This window comes from Weeksella virosa DSM 16922, from assembly GCF_000189415.1.
GTDB classification, from domain to species: domain Bacteria; phylum Bacteroidota; class Bacteroidia; order Flavobacteriales; family Weeksellaceae; genus Weeksella; species Weeksella virosa.
On the sequence record NC_015144.1, the window covers coordinates 1,214,273 to 1,235,703 of the forward strand.

Annotated in this window: 19 protein-coding genes; 8 read left to right on the plus strand and 11 right to left on the minus strand. The window is 36.3% G+C overall.

Translation table 11 applies throughout. The annotated features are described in order from the left end of the window. Positions 1–10 precede the first annotated feature (10 nt). Entirely contained in the window at positions 11–904 is an 894-nt protein-coding gene (gene rluF / locus WEEVI_RS05940; protein WP_013598253.1) for a 23S rRNA pseudouridine(2604) synthase RluF, read from the minus strand. 98 nt (positions 905–1,002) lie between these two features. On the opposite strand from rluF, the gene WEEVI_RS05945 reads away from it, so the two are divergent. Both WEEVI_RS05945 and WEEVI_RS05950 read left to right on the plus strand, forming a co-directional pair. Further along, positions 1,003–1,350, plus strand: coding sequence for an arsenate reductase family protein (locus WEEVI_RS05945; protein WP_013598254.1), 348 nt, complete (start codon positions 1,003–1,005; stop codon positions 1,348–1,350). Positions 1,351–1,364: 14 nt separating this feature from the next. After that, positions 1,365–3,494 (plus strand): S9 family peptidase, encoded by a 2,130-nt coding sequence (locus WEEVI_RS05950; protein WP_013598255.1) that lies wholly within the window; start codon positions 1,365–1,367, stop codon positions 3,492–3,494. A gap of 76 nt (positions 3,495–3,570) precedes the next feature. Here WEEVI_RS05950 and WEEVI_RS05955 read toward each other — a convergent pair whose 3' ends face one another. Together WEEVI_RS05955 and WEEVI_RS05960 are read right to left on the minus strand one after the other, a co-directional pair. After that, positions 3,571–5,139, minus strand: a complete 1,569-nt coding sequence (locus WEEVI_RS05955) for an Rne/Rng family ribonuclease (protein ID WP_013598256.1) — start codon at positions 5,137–5,139, stop codon at positions 3,571–3,573. 229 nt (positions 5,140–5,368) lie between these two features. Next, entirely contained in the window at positions 5,369–5,662 is a 294-nt protein-coding gene (locus WEEVI_RS05960; protein ID WP_013598257.1) for an HU family DNA-binding protein, read from the minus strand. Positions 5,663–5,736: 74 nt separating this feature from the next. Between WEEVI_RS05960 and mutY the strand changes: the two genes are divergently transcribed. Genes mutY through rseP form a run of 4 tightly spaced genes read left to right on the plus strand, consistent with a single transcriptional unit; the run spans position 5,737 to position 9,246 of the window. Next, complete coding sequence (gene mutY, locus WEEVI_RS05965) at positions 5,737–6,783, plus strand: A/G-specific adenine glycosylase (RefSeq protein WP_013598258.1); 1,047 nt, start codon at positions 5,737–5,739, stop codon at positions 6,781–6,783. Between the two features lie 28 nt (positions 6,784–6,811). Continuing rightward, positions 6,812–7,243 carry a single-stranded DNA-binding protein gene (locus WEEVI_RS05970; RefSeq protein ID WP_013598259.1) on the plus strand — a complete coding sequence of 144 codons (432 nt, stop codon included), beginning with the start codon at positions 6,812–6,814 and terminating at the stop codon, positions 7,241–7,243. Positions 7,244–7,267: 24 nt separating this feature from the next. Next, positions 7,268–7,879, plus strand: coding sequence for a gliding motility lipoprotein GldD (gldD, locus tag WEEVI_RS05975; RefSeq protein ID WP_013598260.1), 612 nt, complete (start codon positions 7,268–7,270; stop codon positions 7,877–7,879). Between the two features lie 50 nt (positions 7,880–7,929). Further along, complete coding sequence (gene rseP, locus WEEVI_RS05980) at positions 7,930–9,246, plus strand: RIP metalloprotease RseP (RefSeq protein ID WP_013598261.1); 1,317 nt, start codon at positions 7,930–7,932, stop codon at positions 9,244–9,246. Between the two features lie 87 nt (positions 9,247–9,333). Here the strand turns inward: rseP and WEEVI_RS05985 are convergent, their stop codons facing one another. The 3 genes from WEEVI_RS05985 to WEEVI_RS05995 all read right to left on the minus strand — a co-directional run bounded on the left by WEEVI_RS05985 (position 9,334) and on the right by WEEVI_RS05995 (position 10,633). After that, positions 9,334–9,582: a DUF6952 family protein gene (locus WEEVI_RS05985; RefSeq protein WP_013598262.1), complete on the minus strand. Its 249-nt coding sequence runs from the start codon at positions 9,580–9,582 to the stop codon at positions 9,334–9,336. After that, positions 9,563–9,883 (minus strand): thioredoxin family protein, encoded by a 321-nt coding sequence (locus tag WEEVI_RS05990; protein WP_013598263.1) that lies wholly within the window; start codon positions 9,881–9,883, stop codon positions 9,563–9,565. Before WEEVI_RS05990 ends, WEEVI_RS05985 begins: the two co-directional genes overlap by 20 nt. Before the next feature lie 123 nt (positions 9,884–10,006). Continuing rightward, the gene (locus WEEVI_RS05995; RefSeq protein WP_013598264.1) at positions 10,007–10,633 is read right to left on the minus strand and encodes a peroxiredoxin; all 627 of its coding nucleotides are present in this window, start codon (positions 10,631–10,633) and stop codon (positions 10,007–10,009) included. 504 nt (positions 10,634–11,137) lie between these two features. On the opposite strand from WEEVI_RS05995, the gene WEEVI_RS06000 reads away from it, so the two are divergent. Further along, on the plus strand, positions 11,138–12,577 hold the full coding sequence (locus WEEVI_RS06000; RefSeq protein ID WP_013598265.1) for a glyceraldehyde-3-phosphate dehydrogenase: 1,440 nt from the start codon (positions 11,138–11,140) through the stop codon (positions 12,575–12,577). Positions 12,578–12,677: 100 nt separating this feature from the next. Here the strand turns inward: WEEVI_RS06000 and WEEVI_RS06005 are convergent, their stop codons facing one another. Beyond that, positions 12,678–14,798, minus strand: a complete 2,121-nt coding sequence (locus WEEVI_RS06005) for a prolyl oligopeptidase family serine peptidase (protein WP_013598266.1) — start codon at positions 14,796–14,798, stop codon at positions 12,678–12,680. 198 nt (positions 14,799–14,996) lie between these two features. On the opposite strand from WEEVI_RS06005, the gene WEEVI_RS06010 reads away from it, so the two are divergent. Beyond that, positions 14,997–15,587 (plus strand): HdeD family acid-resistance protein, encoded by a 591-nt coding sequence (locus tag WEEVI_RS06010; RefSeq protein WP_041942104.1) that lies wholly within the window; start codon positions 14,997–14,999, stop codon positions 15,585–15,587. Between the two features lie 128 nt (positions 15,588–15,715). Here the strand turns inward: WEEVI_RS06010 and WEEVI_RS06015 are convergent, their stop codons facing one another. The 4 genes from WEEVI_RS06015 to WEEVI_RS06030 all read right to left on the minus strand — a co-directional run bounded on the left by WEEVI_RS06015 (position 15,716) and on the right by WEEVI_RS06030 (position 21,309). Continuing rightward, the gene (locus tag WEEVI_RS06015) at positions 15,716–16,633 is read right to left on the minus strand and encodes an SPFH domain-containing protein (RefSeq protein WP_013598268.1); all 918 of its coding nucleotides are present in this window, start codon (positions 16,631–16,633) and stop codon (positions 15,716–15,718) included. Between the two features lie 46 nt (positions 16,634–16,679). After that, positions 16,680–17,006 (minus strand): DUF59 domain-containing protein, encoded by a 327-nt coding sequence (locus WEEVI_RS06020; RefSeq protein WP_013598269.1) that lies wholly within the window; start codon positions 17,004–17,006, stop codon positions 16,680–16,682. Positions 17,007–17,311: 305 nt separating this feature from the next. Then, positions 17,312–18,526 (minus strand): beta-helix domain-containing protein, encoded by a 1,215-nt coding sequence (locus WEEVI_RS06025; protein WP_013598270.1) that lies wholly within the window; start codon positions 18,524–18,526, stop codon positions 17,312–17,314. A gap of 26 nt (positions 18,527–18,552) precedes the next feature. Beyond that, entirely contained in the window at positions 18,553–21,309 is a 2,757-nt protein-coding gene (locus tag WEEVI_RS06030) for a TonB-dependent receptor (RefSeq protein WP_013598271.1), read from the minus strand. Positions 21,310–21,431: the final 122 nt, after the last annotated feature.

Consider the following 21,431-nt stretch of genomic DNA (forward strand, 5'->3'; position numbering starts at 1 on the left):
CCAAAAACAACTAATAACGTCTTTTACGTTTTGGCTTTTCGGGCGGTTTACTTTTCCCTATGCGTGGTTGGGATTTTGGTTTTCTGGTTATTCTCTTTTTTGGTGTTGTATCTTTTTCTAGAACGGTTTTTTTAGTTGTCGACTTTTTTTTAGCAGTCTTCTTGTTAGCCTTTGCTTTTTCATGTTGTTCCGATTGAGCCGTTAGACGCTTCAGTTCCATTAGCTCTTCTTTCGTCAGATCTCGGTACTGACCAATCGGAACATTCAAATCAATATTCATAATTCGGGTACGCTCGAGTTTTGTAACTCGATAATCGAAATATTCGCACATTCTACGGATTTGTCTGTTCAAACCTTGAATTAGAATTATCTTAAAGGTATTTGTGTTTAATTTTTCAACCGTACATTTTTTTGTATTCACACCAAGAATAGGAACTCCATTTTCCATTTTGGTACAGAAATCATCTGTAATCGGTTTGTCGACAGTAACGATGTATTCTTTCTCGTGCTTATTGCCAGCCCGAAGAATTTTGTTCACAATATCTCCATCGCTAGTCAAAAGAATCAATCCTTGCGAGTCTTTATCTAAGCGGCCAATCGGAAAAATACGCTCACCAAAACTCAGAAAATCGATGATATTGGTAGGATCATTCGGGTCGGTAGTGCATGTGATGCCAACGGGTTTATTAAGGGCAATGTATATGGCCATTTCTTTGTCTCTGGGTTTTATTTCGATATTGTTCACCACTACCTGATCATGTAATTGCACATGTTGTCCAACTTTTGCAATTCGACCATTAACGTATACTTGTCTGTTTTCTATATATTGATCAGCTTCTCGGCGAGAACAATAACCACTATCACTAATAAACTTATTGAGCCGTATTGTTTCCTTTCTTTCCATGTGGTAAAGATAATCATTCGATCAGGAAAATATCAAAATCAGCACAGAAACCAGTCAAACTTCTTTATCTTTACCCAATTGAATTGGAAAAAGTTTGTATGAAAAAAATATTTTATCTGAAGACTTGTTCTACTTGTAAACGAATTCTAGATACAATACCGACAGACGGATTCGAGATGAGAGAAATAAAATCAGAACCATTAACCAAAAAAGAAGTGGACGATTTACAAAAATTAGCCAAAAGTTATGAGGCATTATTTTCGAGAAGAGCACAAAAGTATAAAACTTTAGGGCTGAAAGATAAAATACTTAACGAGCAAGATTATAAAGGTTATATTTTATCCGATTATACTTTTCTCAAACGTCCTGTAATTGTTGATGGACAATCGATTTTTATCGGAAGTGATAGAAAGAATATCGAAGCTTTGGAAAATCATTTTAAATAAAACATAGAATATACATGAAAAATATCCCCTATCTTACAATAGCATTTTTAGTAAGTTCGGCTGTTTTTGGGCAAAAGAAAAACCTAAGCATGGCCGATGCAGTTTTGGGTTTAGGAAGTAATTTACGAATAGAAAATCTATCCCAACTCGGCTGGAAGCCTTCACAAGATCGCTATACGCTAAGTGTGAAAACTTCGTATGGCGAGGCACTTGTAGAGCGTTCAGCAACTAATCAGAAAATAGATACACTTTTTCGTAGTACACAATTCGAGCAGAACCGTTTGCCTTATTTTCAATGGGTGAATGAAGAGGAGGCTTATTTTACCAACGCGAGAACTTATCATTGGATCAAAAAAAATGGACAGATTACCCAATGGATGCAACTACCAGAAAAAGCTGAAGATGCTACTATAGATGCACACAACAAACAACTCGCTTATGTGCTTGATAATAATGTGTTTTTGTATGATGAAACAGGTAAAATACATCAGATTACAAAAGATGGCAAGTACGAAGTTGTAAACGGAAAGTCGGTTCATCAGAACGAATTTGGGATCAATCATGGTTTGTTCTTTTCGCCAATGGGAAATTATTTGGCGTTTTATAAAATGGATCAGACAGTTGTAACCGATTATCCGATTGTTGACTGGTCGGTACAACCTGCAGTGAATAAAAACATCAAATATCCTTTTTCGGGCACAAAAAATCATACCGTAACTTTAGGTGTTTATCATCCTAAGACAGGTAAAACAATTTTTTTACATACCCAACCCGAAATCGATCATTATCTTACCTCGGTAACTTGGTCGCCTGATGAAAGATCTATCTTTATAGCCCTTTTATCGCGCAACCAAAAACATCTACAGCTCAACGAATATGATGTAGCAAGCGGAAAGAAAATAAGAACATTGTTCGAGGAAAAAGATGATAAATATGTAGAACCACAGCACGAATTGTATTTTTTGCCAGGGAAAAAAGATGAGTTTGTTTGGTGGTCGCAAAGAGACGGTTTTATGCATTTGTATCGATATAACAGAGAAGGGAAATTGTTGAATGCTATTACAAAAGGCAGCTGGTTGGTAAATGAAATTGTAGGAAATAATCCGAAACGAAAAGAATTGTTAATTACAACAACCAAAGATTCTCCCAAAGAAAAACAACTGTATGCCGTGAACTGGGAAAATGGTAAATTAAGAAAAATCTCTAAAAACCCTGGAACTCATACAGTTTTAGCATCAAAATCTGGAAATTATGCCATAGATATTTGGACCAATGAAACTACACCGCGTAAAATTGATTTACTTTCTACCGATGGAAAATCGACTAAAAATTTATTAACAGCAAAAAATCCACTAGAAAATTATCAAACTGCAAAAGTAGAAAACCTTACTCTAAAAGCTGATGATGGAACCGATTTATACGGGAAAATTATTTATCCGACCGATTTTAATCCTACTAAAAAATATCCAGTAATTGTGTATTTATACAATGGACCGCATGCACAATTGATTACGAATCGCTTCCCAGCAAGCGGAAATCTATGGTATGATGTCTTGGCCGATAAAGGTTATATTGTTTTCACAATGGACGGTCGCGGATCATCAAACAGGGGGCTGAAGTTTGAGCAAGCAATCCACCGAAAATTAGCTACCGTAGAAATGAATGATCAGATGAAAGGTGTAGAGTACTTGCGTTCATTGCCATATGTAGATGCCGAAAGGATGGGAATTCATGGTTGGAGCTATGGGGGTTTTATGACAACATCTTTCATGTTGAGAAAGCCAGAGGTTTTTAAAGTTGGCGTTGCTGGAGGTCCGGTTCTCGATTGGACGCAATATGAAATTATGTATACAGAACGCTACATGGAATCGCCTCAAGACAATCCAGAAGGATACAAAGAAAACAACTTGCTCAACCGAGCCAAAGATCTCAAAGGTAAATTGATGATGATTCACGGAGCGCAAGATCCGGTGGTGGTTTGGCAACATTCGATAGATTTTCTTCGCGAAGCTGTAAGTAACGGAGTGCAAATAGATTATTTCGTGTATCCAGGACACGAACATAATGTGCGCGGCAAAGATAGAGTGCATTTGATGCAGAAAATTACCGACTATTTCGATCTATACTTACAACCCGAAAAATAATATTTCTCTACAGAAAACTTACTTTTTATCGATATTAATAAAAAAAATCTACTCCTAGAGTAGATTTTTTTGTTGCTTAATTTGACTCGTTGTAAAGGGTGTTTTTGTTGAGGTCTAAGAAGTTGAATTGCAAATACTTATAGGCGTCTCTTGGGACGATTTTTATCCATTTTTTGTATCTCATAAACCATTTCATTTGTATGCTTGGAATTCCTTGTTTTAGATAAGCAGCTACAAATGGGTGTACATGTAACGACATCTTGCTTAGATCTTTGTCTTTTCGGTCAACGATGCCTTGAAGAGTTTGATTGATTCTATCGATCAATACAATAGGCGCTTCAATTTCGTCATCGTGATTGGGGTTTTCTTCGGTTGTGGTATAATTCAGTTCAGGACGCACCCTTTGTCGAGTTATCTGAATTAAACCAAATCTACTTGGGGGTAGAATTTTGTGTTTGGCTTTGTCTTTTTGCATTTCTGAACGTAAATGTTCAAAAAGTTGTTTCTTATGTTCGGCAGAAGTCATGTCAATAAAGTCGATAACAACAATACCTCCCATATCTCTTAGTTTCAGTTGTCTAGCAATTTCGGTTGCTGCAACTTTGTTCACAGTGAAAGCAGAGTCTTCTTGGTTTCTAGAGTTTCTGGAGATGTTACCAGAGTTCACATCAATAACATGTAAAGCTTCAGTATGTTCGATAACCAGATAAGCTCCTTTCGATTGTGGGATGGTTACCGTTCTGCCAAAAGCTAGCTTTATTTGCCGCTCGATGTTATACTTCTCGAATATAGGAACGATAGGATCTTCGTATAGTTTTACGATTTTTATTTTATCGGGCGCAATATATTTTAGGTAATCGCGCATATCGTTGTACAAAGATTCATCATCCACCGAAATCTTGATGAAATCATCATTGAAATTATCTCGAAGAATAGAAGATGCACGATCCATCTCATCTAGAATCAGTGCAGGAGCAGTGTTCTTTACCAAGTTTCGATGGACTACTTTCCACTTATTGAGTAAATAATTCAAGTCATCTTGCAACTCTTCTGTGTTTTTTTCTTCGGCAACTGTTCGGATAATTACACCAAATCCTTCTGGCTTTATCGCTTCTAAAATCCCTAGCAAACGTTCGCGCTCTTCTTTGTTTTTTATTTTCTGTGAAATAGAAACTCTATTAGAGAACGGAACTAAAACTATATAACGACCAGCAATAGAAATTTCTGAAGTAATTCTAGGACCTTTGGTGTGTATCGGCTCTTTGGTAATTTGAACCATTACCGAATCTCCGGGCTGAAAAACATCTGCAATAGAGCCGTCTTTGTTGATATCTTTCTCAGTCTTGAAGTGCTTCAACCAATGTGTTTGGTGCTTGTTCTTCATCGACAAATGAGAAAACTTGAAAGACGAACGAATTTGTGGTCCCAAATCATGGTAATGTAAAAAGGCATCTTTAGAATACCCAATATCTACAAAACATGCGTTGAGACTTGGTGCCAATTTTTTGATTTTCCCCAAGTAAATATCACCAACAGCAAAACCTTGATTGCTGGAATCCTGATGAAGCTCCATTAATCGACCATCTTCTAAGACAGCAATGCGCACATCTTGACCCTCTGTTGATATTACTAATTCTTTATTCATCAAAAAATAATGTTCTATTAATTAAACACAAAAGCACTTTCCTGTTTGGCTAACATGAAAAGTGCTAATCAAAAAGATTAAAAATATATCACCTGTAATACATGGATTATTTTTTCTTTTTGTGTCTGTTAAGACGACGACGTTTTTTTCTTTTATGAGTCGCTACCTTATGTCTTTTACGTTTTTTTCCGCTTGGCATATTTCTAAAATTTATTTAATAATGTTATAATTAATCTTCTACTTTTACTTTTGCTTTTACGCTTTCTACAAATGATTTGGCAGGTTTGAAGCCTGGGACATTGTGTGCAGGAATAATAATAGATGTTCCTTTGGTAATGTTACGCCCCGTTTTTTCTGCTCTTTTCTTGATTGTGAATGAACCAAAACCTCTCAGGTAAACATTTTCTCCGTTTTCTAATGATTTGATCACCTCGTCCATAAACGCCTCAATAACTCGCTGCGTATCTCCTTTCTCAAGACCTAATTTACTTGAAATATTGTTTACTATATCTGCCTTTGTCATAATTACTCTTTATTATTCTTAAATTTGAAAGCGGATGCAAATATAAGCATTGTAAATTTTAAAAAAAAAGTTATTTGGACAAAAAATTAAATGCCAACTTATTGATTTTGGCTTGGTTCGATCATAATAAACGTATTCTACCTTGGCGCAATACAAAAGATCCCTATAAAATTTGGCTTTCAGAAATTATTCTACAACAAACTCGTGTACAACAAGGTATCGCCTATTACGAGAGATTTATATCTCATTTCCCGATACTCGAGATGTTGGCAAGAGCCGATGAAAATCAGGTGCTTAAGCTGTGGCAAGGATTAGGATATTATTCGAGAGCACGTAATTTGCATGCTACCGCAAAATATCTTTATCTTCATGAAGATAGTATTTTCCCAGATAATTCACAAGATCTGAAAAAACTAAAAGGCATTGGTGATTATACTGCATCGGCAATTGCTTCTATTTGTTATAATGAAGTAACCCCTGCACTCGACGGGAATATGTATCGTGTTTTTGCTCGATATTTTGGTTTGTATGATGACATTTCTGAACCTGCAACTAAAAAGAAATTTTTTGCATTGGGGAAAGAGATCATCGATAGAGAACGTCCAGGCGATTTTAATCAAGCGGTAATGGATTTAGGTGCGATGATTTGTACTCCCCAAAATTATAAATGTGAAGCTTGTCCGTTGAACGAATCGTGTTTTGCTTTGCAGAAAAATGTCCAAAATAAATTGCCAGTCAAATTAAAAAAAATAACCATCAAAAATAGATATTTACATTTTATATATATTCATCACCAACATCTTTTTTTGCTTATGCAACGTGATGATAAAGATGTTTGGGCAAAACTTTTTAGCTTACCAAAAGTTGAAAGCAGAAAAGCCGACGATGTGCCTATTTTTCATAGGGATTATGATGATAAATGTCGATTTTTGTATGAAGAAACTCATCTTTTATCGCATCAACGCTTACATATAAAATTTTGGGAATTAGAGGTGAATGAACAATCTTTGTCGGATCTGAAAGCTTTTTGGAAAGCCGAAATTGTATCCTACCAAGACCTCGAGCGATATGCCTTGCCCAAACCTATTGAAAAGTTTATGGATTTAAGAATTTTCGATTAAATTTGTTTATAACCTTAAAGAGAATGTTATGAATGGAACCACGAATAAAGTAATCTTAATAGGAAATTTGGGTGACGACGTAAAGGTGCATTATTTTGATGACACCAATTGCATAGGCAGATTTCCGATTGCCACCACCGAAGCTTACACTTCGAGAGCTGGTGAACGAATCACAGAAACAGAGTGGCATAATATTGTAACCCGAAATAAGTTGGCAGAGTTGTGCGAAAAATACCTAAAAAAAGGAGATAAAGTTTTTGTCGAAGGAAGAATAAAAACTCGCAAATGGGATGATAATGGGCAAACACGCTACACTACAGAAATTGTGGCTAACTCGATTGAGTTCCTCACACCGAAAAGTGATCATGCACAAGGTACAGGAACTTTACCAAGAAGTAGTAGTTTAGATACGAAAAACGTACAAGAAATAGAGGATGAAAAGGACGATTTACCTTTCTAGCAAAATACGGTTTAATATAGTTGAATGAAAAAGCAAAAAAAGTTAGCAAGTCTGCTAATGATTTCAATTGCAGGAGGGTTGGGATTTTTTTTTAGCAGTTGCGAACAAAATGAACAAGCAAAACCCTTAGGACAAATCCGGTTAGAGTATCCCAAAGCAAGCTATAACGATTATCAGCAGGCAAGAGATTTTACATTTTCTTATTCTCGGTGGGCAAAGGTGATTTCGGACCCGAATAATCCATCGAGATTAACGATTCATTATCCGCGTATGAAGGCGAATATGTATCTCACTTATTTTCCGATAACTTCGAAGCCCGATTTAATCTCTAAGATAAAAGATAGTGAAAAATTTGTTCAAGAACAAACCGTAAAAGCGTCTTATATTTCTCCACAAGAATTCCATTATCCAGAGCGTCGGGTATATGGTACCTTGTTTGAGTTGGGCGGAGAATCGGCAATTAACTACAAATTTCATGTGACCGATAGCGTACGAAACTTCATTTCGGGCTCGGTTTACTTTTCGGCAAAACCAAATCCCGATTCACTAGCGCCTGCTATACAATATATACAATCGGATGTAAAACGCTTCATTGAATCAGTCGAATGGAAAAATAATTCTTCAACTGAAGAATAAATCCGTAATTTTGTACCCTTTATAAAATAATAAATTTAGAAAAATAGAATATGATAATTCAGATAGCGCAGGTAATGCTTAGCTTAATGTTGTTGGTCATGTTACACGAATATGGTCATTATATTACGGCTAGAATTTTTGGTGTTCGTGTAGAGCGTTTTTTCGTTTTCTTTGATGTGAAGTTTGCCATCTGGAAAAAGAAAATTGGCGATACTCTCTACGGAATTGGGTGGTTGCCATTAGGAGGGTATGTGAAATTGGCCGGTATGATAGACGAAAGTATGGATACCGAACAAATGAAGCAAGAACCACAGCCGTGGGAGTTTAGGACAAAACCTGCTTGGCAAAGATTAATTATCATGCTCGGAGGTATAATTGTTAATATTTTATTGGCAATTCTTATTTTCTGGGTAATGTTAATGAAAAATGGAGAAACCTATATCGATGTGCAAAAAATGCAATATGGTTTAACGGTAGACTCTACCCAAGTAAAACTAGGTCTAAAAAAAGGTGATATACCAATTGGAGTAGACCATATAAAATACAATAGCTTGCAAGAAATTGCCAAAGAATCGATGTTGGGTGGGAAATCCTTAGAGGTTTTGCGTAACGGTGAAGAGGTTTCTCTACCGATTACAAAAGAATTTAGTAAGAAAATTTTAGAGTACAAAGGAAGCTTCTATACTCCAGACTTTCCTTTTATTATAGATAGTGTAGTAGCCAATTCGAATGCAGAAAATGCAGGAATTATAAAAGGTGATCGAATAACAGGTATTGACGGAAGAACAATTCATACTTTTGCAGATTTTAACGATTGGATTAATAAATACAAAGGACAAAATGTAACGATTTCTGTAATGAGAAATAGTAAAGAAATCGAGTTGATGGCAAAGGTAGACCAAAAAGGGAAACTGGGTATTCTAACAACTCCCGATAATACGTATCTAAAAGGATTGGTTAATCAGCAAGATCTAGGTGTTTTCGGAAGCTTGAAAGAAGGAGTGACAAGAACTTTCAGCTCTGTTTTTACTCAAATGCGTGGACTTAAAACCGTTGCAACTACAGAAGGAGGCCGTAAGCAAGTTGCAGGACCAATCGGGATGGTTAAGCAGATGCCAACGACATGGAATTGGGATTTCTTCTGGAATTTTACTGCAGTAATTTCAGCATGGTTAGCTTTTATTAATCTATTGCCGATTCCTGCGTTAGATGGTGGTCATGCTGTTTTCGCATTGTATGAGATGATTTCTGGGAGAAAACCAAGTGATAAATTGTTGGAAAAAGCACAAATGGTCGGAGCAATAATTTTACTAGGTTTGATGGTCTTTATCTTAGGAAATGATATCTTTAATTTGTTTTCTAAATAATAATCCAAATACTATATAAAAAAAGGAGGGAGTTGTGACTATGTCACAACTCCCTCCTTTTTTACTCACTTTATCCTGAGAATAATTTTAGCGATCAATTGATCCCATAACACGTTGCATAAAAGTATTGGCTGCTTCGCGCTCATCCATGCCTTTGTTTAACATTTCTTTCATTTCTATGGCGCCGCAAATATTAGAAATAATCTCACCTATTGCTTCTTGTTCATCTTCTTTTACGGCTGGTGACTCTGCATAAGATTCTAGAACTACTAATGCAGCCTCTAAATCTTCTGTCGACACATTTTTTGCCAAATTCTTAAATACTGGTAACTTCATTGTATAATTCTTTTATTGCTTCTATTTTCGATGCGGTTACTTGTCCTACCTTTTCACCTCCCTTAAAGATAGCGAAGGTTGGTAAGTTTGGAACATCCGCTAATTTTCTAGATTCTACAAATTTCTCTGCATCTACATAGATAAATTTAGCGTCGGGTGTTTCGGCTGCCATACGTTTGAATTTTGGTTTTACCAAACGACAGTTTCCGCACCATCCTGCACCGTATTGCACCACAACTAAGTCGTTGTCAGCTATTTGTTGTGCTAAATTATCTTCTTGTAATTCAATTAATTCTGACATATGTTTTGGGTTAATTTGTTTTTTTAAAGTTGAAAAAAGCCGTCTAAACAACTTCTGATATTACATTCTGTAGTTTAGACAGCTGCTAGTTAAACTCTATTATATAAAGTGTAATGTAATTGATTAGTTTTTAGATAAATAAGTTGCTACACCTTCTTTGGTTGCATTCATAGCTTCTTTACCTTCTTCCCAGTTTGCAGGACAAACTTCTCCGTATTTTTCTACGTGTAAGATAGCGTCTAATAAACGTACATACTCGTCGATATTACGACCTAATGGTAAATCGTTGATGGTTTCGTGACGTACAACTCCGTTTTTGTCGATGATAAAAGTACCACGGAAAGCAACTGGCAATCCTTCAAATTCTAAGGCATCTCTTTCTTCATTGTACACATAATCTCCTGCCAAAACACCGTAATCCATTGCGATAGTTTTTGCTAAATCAGCTACAACTGGATACGTAACCCCTTCTATTCCACCGTTGTCTTTTGCGGTTGTTAACCAAGCTAAATGCGTTTCTTCAGAGTCGCAAGATGCAGCGATAACTACAGCATCTCTTTTTTCGAATTCTGCTAGTTTAGATTGAAATGCATGTAATTCTGTTGGGCAAACAAAAGTGAAATCTTTTGGATAGAAGAATAACACGATATTTTTCTCACCAATTGGTAAGCTAAAATTTTCTACAATCTCATCTCCGTTGATAACTGCTGGTGCAACAAAATTTGGTGCTTTTTTTCCTACTAATGACATACTTTCTAATGTTTTTGTGATTAATACTATTCTTTATTTCATTTTATCTAAGGCAAATATACGCTAGATTGGCTGTTTTTTCATAGATAAACAATATTAAAAATAGATAGCTTAATAAGTTTTCTTTATAGTTGAACTGTTTAACTTATACTGATAAAGGTATGAAATTCTTTGTTAAGGAAAGGTGAAATCTATCAATATAGTGGATGGTATAAGAAAAAAAATAATTGATCAGTTGAGGGATTTCGGCAAATTTTGTTGAAAATAGATTTCATTGTGCAGAAAAAAAATAAATGTATAATATTTCAACAATCTATCCAGGAAGAAGATATTTGTGGAGTAGTTAATATTATCTTATGGTAAAATATCTATTCTAGTAGTATTTCATCATTTTTCTAGGTAGGAGAAAGAACGATGATTTGTTTTTTCAAATTTCGTACAATACAGTATAAATCATTATCTTTGCGCAACTAGAACAAAACATAAAATAAAATAATAAAGAACATGGCAAACGTTTCGTACGAAGATCAGTTAGTCAACCAAGCGAAGGTTAGAAAAGACACGGTAGAGTTAATCAAGACTGTGAGCGACTTATGGTATGATAAGTCAATAGAGCTATTAATTTTCCGTAATCAATTAATTGATAAAAATGTTAGTGAAATTATCAATCTTCATGAGTATGCGGGTGAATTTATCGGCAAACCTATAGCGATAGAAGATACATTGGCGATTGCAAATGCTATTAATGCTATTGATTTGCCACCCTCAAGAATAGATTTAGGAAAGTTAACTTACGAGTACAAAAATAGCGGAAGCGAAAATGCAGAAGACTTTGTTCGTGAATCATTGAAAGATGCGAAAGATATCGAAAATATCGAACCGCGTGACGTTGTACTTTATGGTTTTGGTCGTATCGGACGTTTATTAGCTCGCGAATTAATGTCGAAAGTAGGAAAAGGACAGCAATTGCGCTTACGTGCCATAGTTACACGTGACAAAAATGATCCTACTTTGATAGAAAAAAGAGCGTCTCTATTACGTTATGATTCAGTTCATGGAGACTTCGATGGTTCTGTAATTGCAGATCACGAAAACAATGCATTAATTATCAACGGAACAACTGTAAATTTAATTTCAGCAGCCCAACCAGAAGATATCGATTACACGTCGTACGGTTACAAAAATGTTTTGGTTATTGATAATACTGGCGCTTTCAAAGATGAAGAAGCTTTGAGCCGACATTTGAAATCAAAAGGTGCTGAGAAAGTGATTCTTACTGCTCCAGGAAAAGGTGTGCCCAATATTGTATACGGTGTAAATCATGAAGATTATTCTCCAGACGAGGTCAACATATTTTCAGCTGCATCTTGTACTACCAACGCGATTACACCTATTTTGGCTGTAGTAGAAGAGAAGCTTGGGGTTGTGAAAGGTCATTTAGAAACTATTCATGCGTATACCAATGATCAGAATTTAGTAGATAATATGCACAAAAAATACCGTCGTGGTCGTGCGGCTGCTCTCAATATGGTTATTACAGAAACCGGAGCAGGAAGTGCAGTATCAAAAGCATTGCCAAGTCTAGAAGGTAAACTTACCTCGAATGCTATTCGTGTTCCTGTACCAAACGGATCGTTAGCAGTTCTCAACATCGAATTTGGAAAGGATGTAACTCGAGATGATATAAATGAGGCTATTCGTCACGCTGCATTAGAAGGCAATTTGGTAGAACAAATTAAATATTCATTAAACAACGAATTGGTGTCTTCTGACATTGTCGGGACGTCGGCACCTTCTATTTTCGATAGTAATGCAACTTTAGTATCTAGCGATGGTAGAAATGGAGTGTTATATGTTTGGTATGATAATGAGTACGGATATAGCCACCAAGTAATTCGTCTAGCAAAGTATGTTGCTAAAGTTAGACGTTATACTTACTACTAATAAAGCAATTATTTCTAATTATAAAAAGGTAGTTAACCAATTTAGTTAACTACCTTTTTTTTATTGATTACTATTTTAAGGGCTGATCTCAAAAAAATGATTATTTCTTTTTGAGATTTTTGATACCCATATTCCACAGCGTAAACGCAAATTTATCAGCTGTTTCGTTGATTATAACTTCTGTCGATCTTCCTGCACCATGCCCTGCTTTGGTCTCGATACGGATAAGAACAGGATTTTTACAGCCTTGTTTGTCTTGTAACTCTGCAGCAAATTTGTACGAATGTGCCGGAACAACACGATCATCATGGTCTCCTGTAGTAACTAATGTCGCAGGATAACATTGTCCTTTTTTCACATTGTGTACAGGTGAATATGCTTTGAGATAATTAAACATTTCTTTGCTGTCTTCTGCAGTACCATAATCATATCCCCATCCTGCACCTGCCGTAAATGTATGGTAACGAAGCATGTCTAAAACCCCAACAGCTGGCAAGGCAACTTTGGCAATTTTCGGATCGATTGTCATCGTAGCTCCAACCAATAATCCTCCGTTCGATCCTCCAGAAAGGGCGGTATATTCTGGTGAAGTGTACTTGTTTTTATGTAGGTATTGAGCGGCAGCGATAAAATCATCAAATACATTTAATTTATTGAATTGTCGCCCTCCGTCGTGCCATTTTTTTCCATATTCACCTCCGCCACGTAGATTGGCAACAGCATAAATTCCACCATTTTCTATCCAAGTAGCAGTTGTCACGCTAAAAGAAGGTGTCAGACTGATATTGAACCCTCCATAACCGTAGAGAATAGTAGGGTTTTTTCCGTCGAGTTTTAATCCTTTTTTATAGGTAATAATCATCGGAACTTTGGTTCCATCTTTTGATGAATAAAATACTTGCTTCGATTCGTAATTTTCTGGATTGAATTTGATTGCAGGTTTAATGTATAATTCTGATTTACCTGTTTCTAAATCGAATTTGTAACTCGTTGTCGGAGTGATATAATTGCTAAAAACGTAATACACTTCTGTTTCGTCTTTTTTCCCACTAAAACCTCCAGCACTCCCGACACCAGGTAATAGTATGTCGCGCACTTTTTTACCTGTTTTGTCTAATTGCTGAATTTGTGTAACGGCATCTTTCAGGTAATGTGCAAAGAAGTATTTGCCAGCTGTCGAAATCGATAAAACATTTTCGGTTTCTGCAACGACGTCTTGCCATTTTTCTTTATCTGTTGTTGTATAATTGGTTTTTACCAAGCGATTGTTAGGCGCTTTGTAGTTGGTTTGGATATATAGCACATCTCCATCGTTGTCTACAACCGTAGCGTTTTGATCGAAACCTTTAGCTAACTGTATAAACTTATTATCTTGCGCATTCAAATCCTGAATGTACAATTCGTTTCCTGTTGTGGTGTTTGCAGCAGTAATTACCAAGAAACGTTCATCATCGGTAAGGTATGCTCCAATGTAACGACGAGGTGTTTCTTTTCCACCGAAAACTAATTTGTCATCTTTTTGCGGGGTGTTTAGTGTATGGAAATACACTTTGTGTTGGTCTGTTTTTTCTGATAATTCAGATCCTTTTGGTTTGTCGTAGCTCGAGTAATAAAATCCTTGATTTCCTTTCCAGGCAATGCCAGAGAATTTCACATCGACCAAGGTCTCTCCAATCTGTTGTTTGTTTTCAGTATTCAGAACAATCACTTTTCTCCAATCAGAGCCTCCCTCCGAAATAGAGTAAGCAACTAAGCTTCCATCTTTTGAGAAGCTAACGTCTGCCAAAGAAGTAGAGCCATCTTTCGAGAAGGTATTTGGGTCAAGAAAAACTTCCTCTTTTCCGTTTTCACCTTTTTTACGGTACAATACACTATGCTGTTGTAAACCATTGTTTTTGTAGTAGTAAGTATAACTTCCTTCTTTGAAAGGTGTTCCTACCTTTTCGTAATTCCAAATATCAGTCAATTGTTTTTTCAACTCATTGCGTAACGGAATTTTGTCGAGATAAGAAAAAGTTACTTTATTTTCGGCTTCTACCCATGCTTTCGTTTGAGGCGAACGATCGTCTTCTAACCATCGATATGGGTCGGCAACTTTCTCACCAAAATATTCATCAGTATGGTTTGCTTTTGCTGTGGTTGGGTATTTCCCTTTAAAGTCCTGTGCATTTAAGTTCATCAGAATTCCAAGATTGAAAAGTAATACAGATAGTTTTTTCATGGTATAATACTTCTTATTTTGTAATGACTATAATTATTGCTACTAAAATACATTATCTTTTCTGATATTGCTTTGTTGAGTATCGTTTTTTGAGTAATTTGAGGTAGTTTTTTTGGCAGTTTATTTGTTTTATTGCATGAAAATGCAAAACATAACCCCAAAAAGTATAGTAAACCTAGTAATTTCAAAATAGTATAAATGGAAAATAATTTTTTAAATTCAATGCGGTCTACCGTAAAAAAATGGTGGGTTCCATTAATCGCAGGTATTTTATTCATCGTTATCGGAATTTGGTGTTTTGTCAATCCTCTGATGTCCTATGCGGCTTTAGCAACTTTTTTTAGTGTAACTTTTCTTGTTTCGGGAATTTTCGAGTCGTTTTTTGCATTCTCGAACCGAAATGAAATGGTCAATTGGGGATGGAGTTTAGCCTTTGGCTTACTTTCTGTTTTTGTTGGGCTAGTCCTTCTAAGTAACCCAATCTTTAGTTTAGAAGTTCTTGCTTTCTATGTTGGGTTTTTAGTGATTTTTCGTTCTGTATCTGGAATAGGTTATTCTATCGACCTGAAAAATTACGGAGTAAAAAATTGGGGATTTGCCCTTTTCTTTGCTCTTATTGGTTTAGTTTTAGGAATCGTTTTGTTGGTTAATCCTATATTGGCTGGTTACGCAGCAGTAGTTTGGTTTGGATTATCTTTGATTGCAACCGGTATTTTTAGTATTACGATTAGTTATTTTCTTCGTTTGGTAAAAAAGAAATATGAACAATATAAGCAAATAGATAATTAAGATAGCCTATCATTAGGTTTTACCAATTTATCACTACAATAAGTTGATACTAAAAAAACCGATTCGTGCGAATCGGTTTTTTGTGTCTTGATACTTTTTATTTTTTTTAAAATACTTCCTACTTATTGTTAAGGTGATTGGGTAGAAGGTGTGTCTTTGCTTAGTTCATTTGCTGCTGTAAAAGAAGTCACCATTGTATTGAGCATTTCACTGGCTGCAGTTGGTGAGTTGGGCAGAAGAACTAGTTTGCTTCCTGATTTTTCGCCTATTGCTTGTAGCGTATCATAATGTTGGGTAACCACGATAAGTGCAGAAGCTTCTTGTGAAGTAATCCCAACTCCATTGAGTACATCAACTGATTCTAATAGTCCTCGCGCAATCTCTCTTCGTTGATCAGCAATTCCTTGTCCTTGCAAACGTTTTGATTCTGCTTCTGCTTTGGCTTTTTCTACAATCAGAATTCGCTGGGCATCTCCTTCGTATTGTGCTGCTATTTTTTCGCGTTCGGCAGCGTTAATTCTGTTCATGGCATGTTTCACCTGCTCATCAGGATCGATATCGGTTACCAATGTTTTGATAATTACGTAACCATATGAATTCATAGCCTCTTGTAATTCACTTTTTACGGCAATCGCAATATCGTCTTTTTTCTCGAAAACGTCATCTAAGCGAAGTTTTGGTACTTCTGCACGAACAACGTCAAAGACAAAAGACGTAATTTGGGTGTATGGATTGTCTAGTTTATAGAATGCATCATACACTTGTTTACTAATTACTTGGTATTGTACCGAAATTTTTAGTCGAACAAATACATCGTCTTTGGTTTTGGTTTCTACTACGACATCAAGTTGTTGTATTTTAAGGGAAATGCGTCCTGCGATTTTGTCGACAAATGGGATTTTGAATTGTAAACCAGAATTTCGGATACTTTCGAATTTCCCAAAACGTTCGATAATTACAGCTGTTTGTTGTTTGACGGTGAAAATACCTAAGCCTATAATTACTAATATAATTATAAGAATAAAATAAAAGGTAATAGAGTCCATAGTTAGTTTTTTTATGATAACAAGTATACTAAAAAAATCAATAAAATTAAAGCATTCCGAGCTCGAATTTAGCTTCGTCGCTCATCATATCACGATCCCATGGCGGATCGAATGTGATTTCTACATAGCATTTGCTAACCGGCTCTAATTCTTCTACGGCTCTTTCCACTTCTGCAGGTAAAGATTCTGCAACAGGGCAGTTTGGCGAGGTTAGCGTCATGAGAACTTTTACTTCGCCATCTTCGTTTATATGTGCATCGTAAATAAGGCCAAGCTCGTAAATATCAACCGGAATTTCTGGGTCATATATCGTTTTGAAGACGGATACAAGCTCATCTCCCATAGAATTTATTTGTTCTTGTGTAAGTGCCATATTTAATTAAAAAATTTATCGGTTACAAATGTACAAAATAATGTTTGAATAGACTATTTCTAAATAGTTGCCCTGAAAAATTCTTCTATTCTACGTTGTTAATCTGATCAAACGAATTGCCCATCATAATAATGGGATATTTTTGGTGTGTAGTAACTTCTCTTCTTCTTTCTTTTAGAGTAATATAAAAACATTATCAGAAAAATATATAACAAAAAATCGCCCGCTGGATTGCTCCGAGACAGGCGACCTTATTAAACACAGTTTAATTTTTAGAGGAAAAAAGAGCGATTAAAGGAACTGGATTATAATCCGATTGTCCATCCTTGTGCCCAAGCTGGTGTATTTACTCCGTTTCCAGCTCCAGTTGCGTTTTCGTTTTCGGTATATACATTAGAAACATCAACCGCTTCATTGTTAGAGTTTTTACCAGTAGATTTTTTTGTAACGTTAATAAACTTCACGTTAGTAGCTTTTAATTTTGTTCCTACTGAAGCAAGTGTTTCATCGTGTTGTACATCAAAACCAACTTCCCAGTTGCTCAATACCAAGTTGTCGATGATTCCTTGAGTACCTACGCGTAATTTTAGTGCTTGGAATTCTTTTTCGTTACTTTCTTTTCCTGCACCGATTAGGGTTACGTTTTTCAGGTTAGGAGCAGAGGTTGGTGTAGCAGAAGGATTGCTCGAGTTGTTGTCGGCTTCGATTCCGCGATTACCTGCATTGGTTTTTTTACCGTACCAGTTTTCACCATTTCCGTTCCATCCTTCTGTCCAGTCGAACATATCATCACCAACATTCTCTGGGTTAGAGTTTACTACAACCAAGTTGCTGGCGTCAACGGTTCCTCCGAACCACTCGAATCCGTCATCAGAACTTTCGTACACTTGTACGTTTTTCACTTTTGTACCTTTACCAACACCGAAGAAAGAAAGTCCGTTGAATTCTTTTTCTTTGTTGTATGCAAAACCTGCGTATTCTATACGTAAATATTCGATAGAACCTGAGTTGTCGTTTACATCGGTTCCACCATATGGTAATTCTCCACCAACTTCTGTTGTTGCAGTTGTTCCTTTATTGATAGGTGCTTTACCTGCTAGAACTAAACCTCCCCAGCTTCCTGCAGTTTTGTTTACTGCTGTCATTACAACTGGTTTTGATGCTGTTCCTTCTACAAATATTTTACCACCTTGTGCTACAGAAATATAGCGAACTTCTTCGTATGCTGTAGAAGATGAAGGAGCGGTTGCTTCGATGATAACCCCAGGTTTTATTCTTAATGAAGCCCCGTTTTGTACGATCAACTTCCCGGTTAATTTATAAGTTCCTGATTCTAGAACAACTTCACCTTTTTTGATTTCACCTTTCAGGTCGTTACGATTAACAACAAAGTCTGATGAGTTGTCTGGTTCTGGATTTACGGTTGTATTATCATCATCACTAGAACATGAGATAGTCGTTGTAGAAACTGCTCCTGTTAATAGAGCTAAGGTTAATAATTTTAAAACTGATTTTTTCATTTTATTAGTTATTAAAGTTTATTTTTTTAGAAATTATAGTTTATAGACAAACCTAAGTTTGCACCGCTTTTATACGAAACTACTGTGATGTCTTCTTTGGCATTTTCTTGTACTCGTTTGAAAGTCTGGTTCAAGATATTTTTTGCGCTGAAGTTAATTCCGATATTATGATTGAGTTTGGTGCGTAATATAAAATCAAGTGTACCGAAGCCTTTGTCGACCAAATTCCCCATTTGTTCATTGTTTAGGGCGTAAATTCTATCCGAATAATAGGCATAAGCTACCGTAGCTAACACTTGTCCGCCGTTGTTCCATTTTTTCAGATAAGAAATATCGGCGTTCAAAAGTAGATCAGATGCACCTGCTAAGCTGGCTTTCGGAGTGGTAAGATTTAAATTATATACGCCATTGGTTTCGCGATAAACTTTGTCCTTATCGATTTCTTGATTTGTTTTCATGTAACTCGCGTTGAGGCCTGCCGATAAAGTATTTCCTCCATCCATCCCAAAATCAAAAAGATTTTTTCTCAATTCTACTTCTGCTCCAACTACATATCCAAAATCTCCATTGATCCAAGAAATATCATTGGTAGAAGAGGCAATAACTACTTCGTTGATCGGGTCTTTGATGTATTTTCCGAATGCAGAAACCGAAATCAATTCGCCTTTATTCGGGAATATTTCCCACTTCAGGTCTACATTATAGTTTTGTGATGGGTATAAGTATGGATTACCGTATTTGGTTTGCGTCACATCTTCGTACAAAAACAAGGCTCTTTCTTTGAATTGTGGGAGCGTGTAGGTTTTGCTCGCAGCAAACCGTAGATTTTGGCGATCATTCAACATGTACTTCAATATGATACTTGGCAAGAAGTAATTCTTTGCTAGTTCATTGGTTTTTTCAGAGGCATCGAGCTGTGTGCGCCAATCGATTTTTTGTAAAATATTCTCGTAGCGAACACCAATCAAAGCACTCAAACGATCTGTAAAATTATATTCTAATGTTGCGTATGCTGCATGCGAATCTTGCTCACCGTTATAGGTTTGTGGAGCCAAAGTTCCGCTATAAGTTGAGGTAGAAAAATATCCGTTATCAAAGTTTGTTTGGTTAAAGAATGCATCTAAATTATTCGGGTCTACTGGGTTTGCCAATTGAGATGAGATTATTCTGAAGTTGAATTGTCTTGCTTCGAAATCTCTACGAACAATCTTTCCATTGTATCCAACTCGAACAAAGCCTTTTGCCAATCCATCGGCCGACTCGTTCAGGCGATACGTCATACCAATGTTTCCTACATAGCTATCCTCGTTTAGTTTATGGAAATAGCGATGATTATCGGTCGTGGTTACTTGTACCAAGTGGTAATTTTTGGTTTCTTTGTCGTAGCGCATTGTGTTTTGCGTACGATCTGGTAAATCGCTTTCTACTTTGTTGTAGCCTAAGGCCCAATCGAGCTCTATGCGTTCGCTAAGCTTATTGTTGCCTAAAAGTTGATTCACCATTAATTTATTTTGGATATAGGTGTTGCGTTGAATCAAACCATTATCATCTTCTGCCAAGTCGCGAATAAAACCATAATACAAATCTCTAGACTGCTCAGAAGAGTTGATGTACAGGAAGTTGTATTTTAGGGTATGATGTTGATTGATTTTATAATTCGCATTAAACATTCCCGTTGTGTTGGTTTTGTAAGAATATTTTTTGTGCGGATTGAATGATTTTAGTCGTGCTCCCAAGCCAGTAGAAGCGTTTACTGTTTGGTCTAATCCTTCGCGGTAATCATAGTCGCTATCAAACTCGGCAGTAGCAAAAATCCCTAATCTTCCTTCGTGTCCGATGCGGAAAGATTTCCCTGCTGTTAAGCCAAAATTAGGGCCGATTGTAGGCGATTTGGTAGGGTTTAATTTCGTTTGGAATTGGTAAGAATTCAACGGGTCATTTGGTAATTTTATGTTAGAAAAACCTGTTTTTTTCGGTCCGTTCTGTAACATAAAGTCGGATTTTCCCACTGCATTCGTGTTGAAGTTGCTTCCTAACGAAACCTGAAACATTCCTTTGTCGGTATAATTTTTAGAAACAATGTCTACGCCTGCACCCGAGAAATCGCCCAAGACTTTTGGCGAATAGACTTTGTCTACTGAAAGATACTCGATGATATCGGTGTTGAAAAAACTCAAATCAATATTCTTGTACTCTGGATCGTTCGATGGCAAAGGCAAGGTGTTTAAAGTGGTCGAAATGTAGCGATCGCCCAAACCACGTACATAGATAGAGTTGGTTCCTTCTAGCTTAGATACACCTGCAACTTTGGTTAAAGCTGATGCGGCATCGCTCACCCCTTTTCGATCTAATTCTTGCGTACCAATATTGGTGACAATATTTACAGATTTGCGCTGTATGTTGAGTAATTCGGTTTCGCTCGATCGATTGCGTGTTGCAGTAATCGTAGTCCCTTTCAGGTCGATATTTTGGTTTTCGATATTTTCTTTGGTCAAAACAAAATTGATGTCCCTTACATCTTGCCCAAGAATTGTTACGGTCTGGTATACCGATTTATATCCAAAATATTGCACCTCTAGTTCGTGATTACCTTCGGGTAAAACAATGCTATACTCTCCGTTCTCGTTGGTATAGAATGTTTCGTCTAATGAAGGAACATAAATTTCTGCTCCTGCTAGAGGATGATTTTCTTGATCATGAATTTTTCCTGTGATTGTCTTCTCTGTTTGGGCAAATACCCCAGATGCTACAAGAAGAAATAAGGCAGTTGTTATGCGTTTCATTGTGTGTTTAATAATTGACTTTGCAAATTTGCAGGGAAGTTTCCATAATAATTTTTACAGAAAGTAAAGCTTTTGTTAGTGAAACGTTATGAAAGTTTTGTAATTTTAAATCATTGTTAAGT

Excerpts from the sequence above, each read along its gene's own strand:
- rluF (WP_013598253.1), bottom strand. The coding sequence starts at position 904 with ATGGAAAGAAAGGAAACAATACGGCTCAATAAGTTTATTAGTGATAGT.
- WEEVI_RS05945 (WP_013598254.1), top strand. The coding sequence starts at position 1,003 with ATGAAAAAAATATTTTATCTGAAGACTTGTTCTACTTGTAAACGAATT.
- WEEVI_RS05950 (WP_013598255.1), top strand. The coding sequence starts at position 1,365 with ATGAAAAATATCCCCTATCTTACAATAGCATTTTTAGTAAGTTCGGCT.
- WEEVI_RS05955 (WP_013598256.1), bottom strand. The coding sequence starts at position 5,139 with ATGAATAAAGAATTAGTAATATCAACAGAGGGTCAAGATGTGCGCATT.
- WEEVI_RS05960 (WP_013598257.1), bottom strand. The coding sequence starts at position 5,662 with ATGACAAAGGCAGATATAGTAAACAATATTTCAAGTAAATTAGGTCTT.
- WEEVI_RS05970 (WP_013598259.1), top strand. The coding sequence starts at position 6,812 with ATGAATGGAACCACGAATAAAGTAATCTTAATAGGAAATTTGGGTGAC.
- gldD (WP_013598260.1), top strand. The coding sequence starts at position 7,268 with ATGAAAAAGCAAAAAAAGTTAGCAAGTCTGCTAATGATTTCAATTGCA.
- rseP (WP_013598261.1), top strand. The coding sequence starts at position 7,930 with ATGATAATTCAGATAGCGCAGGTAATGCTTAGCTTAATGTTGTTGGTC.
- WEEVI_RS05985 (WP_013598262.1), bottom strand. The coding sequence starts at position 9,582 with ATGAAGTTACCAGTATTTAAGAATTTGGCAAAAAATGTGTCGACAGAA.
- WEEVI_RS05990 (WP_013598263.1), bottom strand. The coding sequence starts at position 9,883 with ATGTCAGAATTAATTGAATTACAAGAAGATAATTTAGCACAACAAATA.
- WEEVI_RS05995 (WP_013598264.1), bottom strand. The coding sequence starts at position 10,633 with ATGTCATTAGTAGGAAAAAAAGCACCAAATTTTGTTGCACCAGCAGTT.
- WEEVI_RS06000 (WP_013598265.1), top strand. The coding sequence starts at position 11,138 with ATGGCAAACGTTTCGTACGAAGATCAGTTAGTCAACCAAGCGAAGGTT.
- WEEVI_RS06005 (WP_013598266.1), bottom strand. The coding sequence starts at position 14,798 with ATGAAAAAACTATCTGTATTACTTTTCAATCTTGGAATTCTGATGAAC.
- WEEVI_RS06010 (WP_041942104.1), top strand. The coding sequence starts at position 14,997 with ATGGAAAATAATTTTTTAAATTCAATGCGGTCTACCGTAAAAAAATGG.
- WEEVI_RS06015 (WP_013598268.1), bottom strand. The coding sequence starts at position 16,633 with ATGGACTCTATTACCTTTTATTTTATTCTTATAATTATATTAGTAATT.
- WEEVI_RS06020 (WP_013598269.1), bottom strand. The coding sequence starts at position 17,006 with ATGGCACTTACACAAGAACAAATAAATTCTATGGGAGATGAGCTTGTA.
- WEEVI_RS06025 (WP_013598270.1), bottom strand. The coding sequence starts at position 18,526 with ATGAAAAAATCAGTTTTAAAATTATTAACCTTAGCTCTATTAACAGGA.
- WEEVI_RS06030 (WP_013598271.1), bottom strand. The coding sequence starts at position 21,309 with ATGAAACGCATAACAACTGCCTTATTTCTTCTTGTAGCATCTGGGGTA.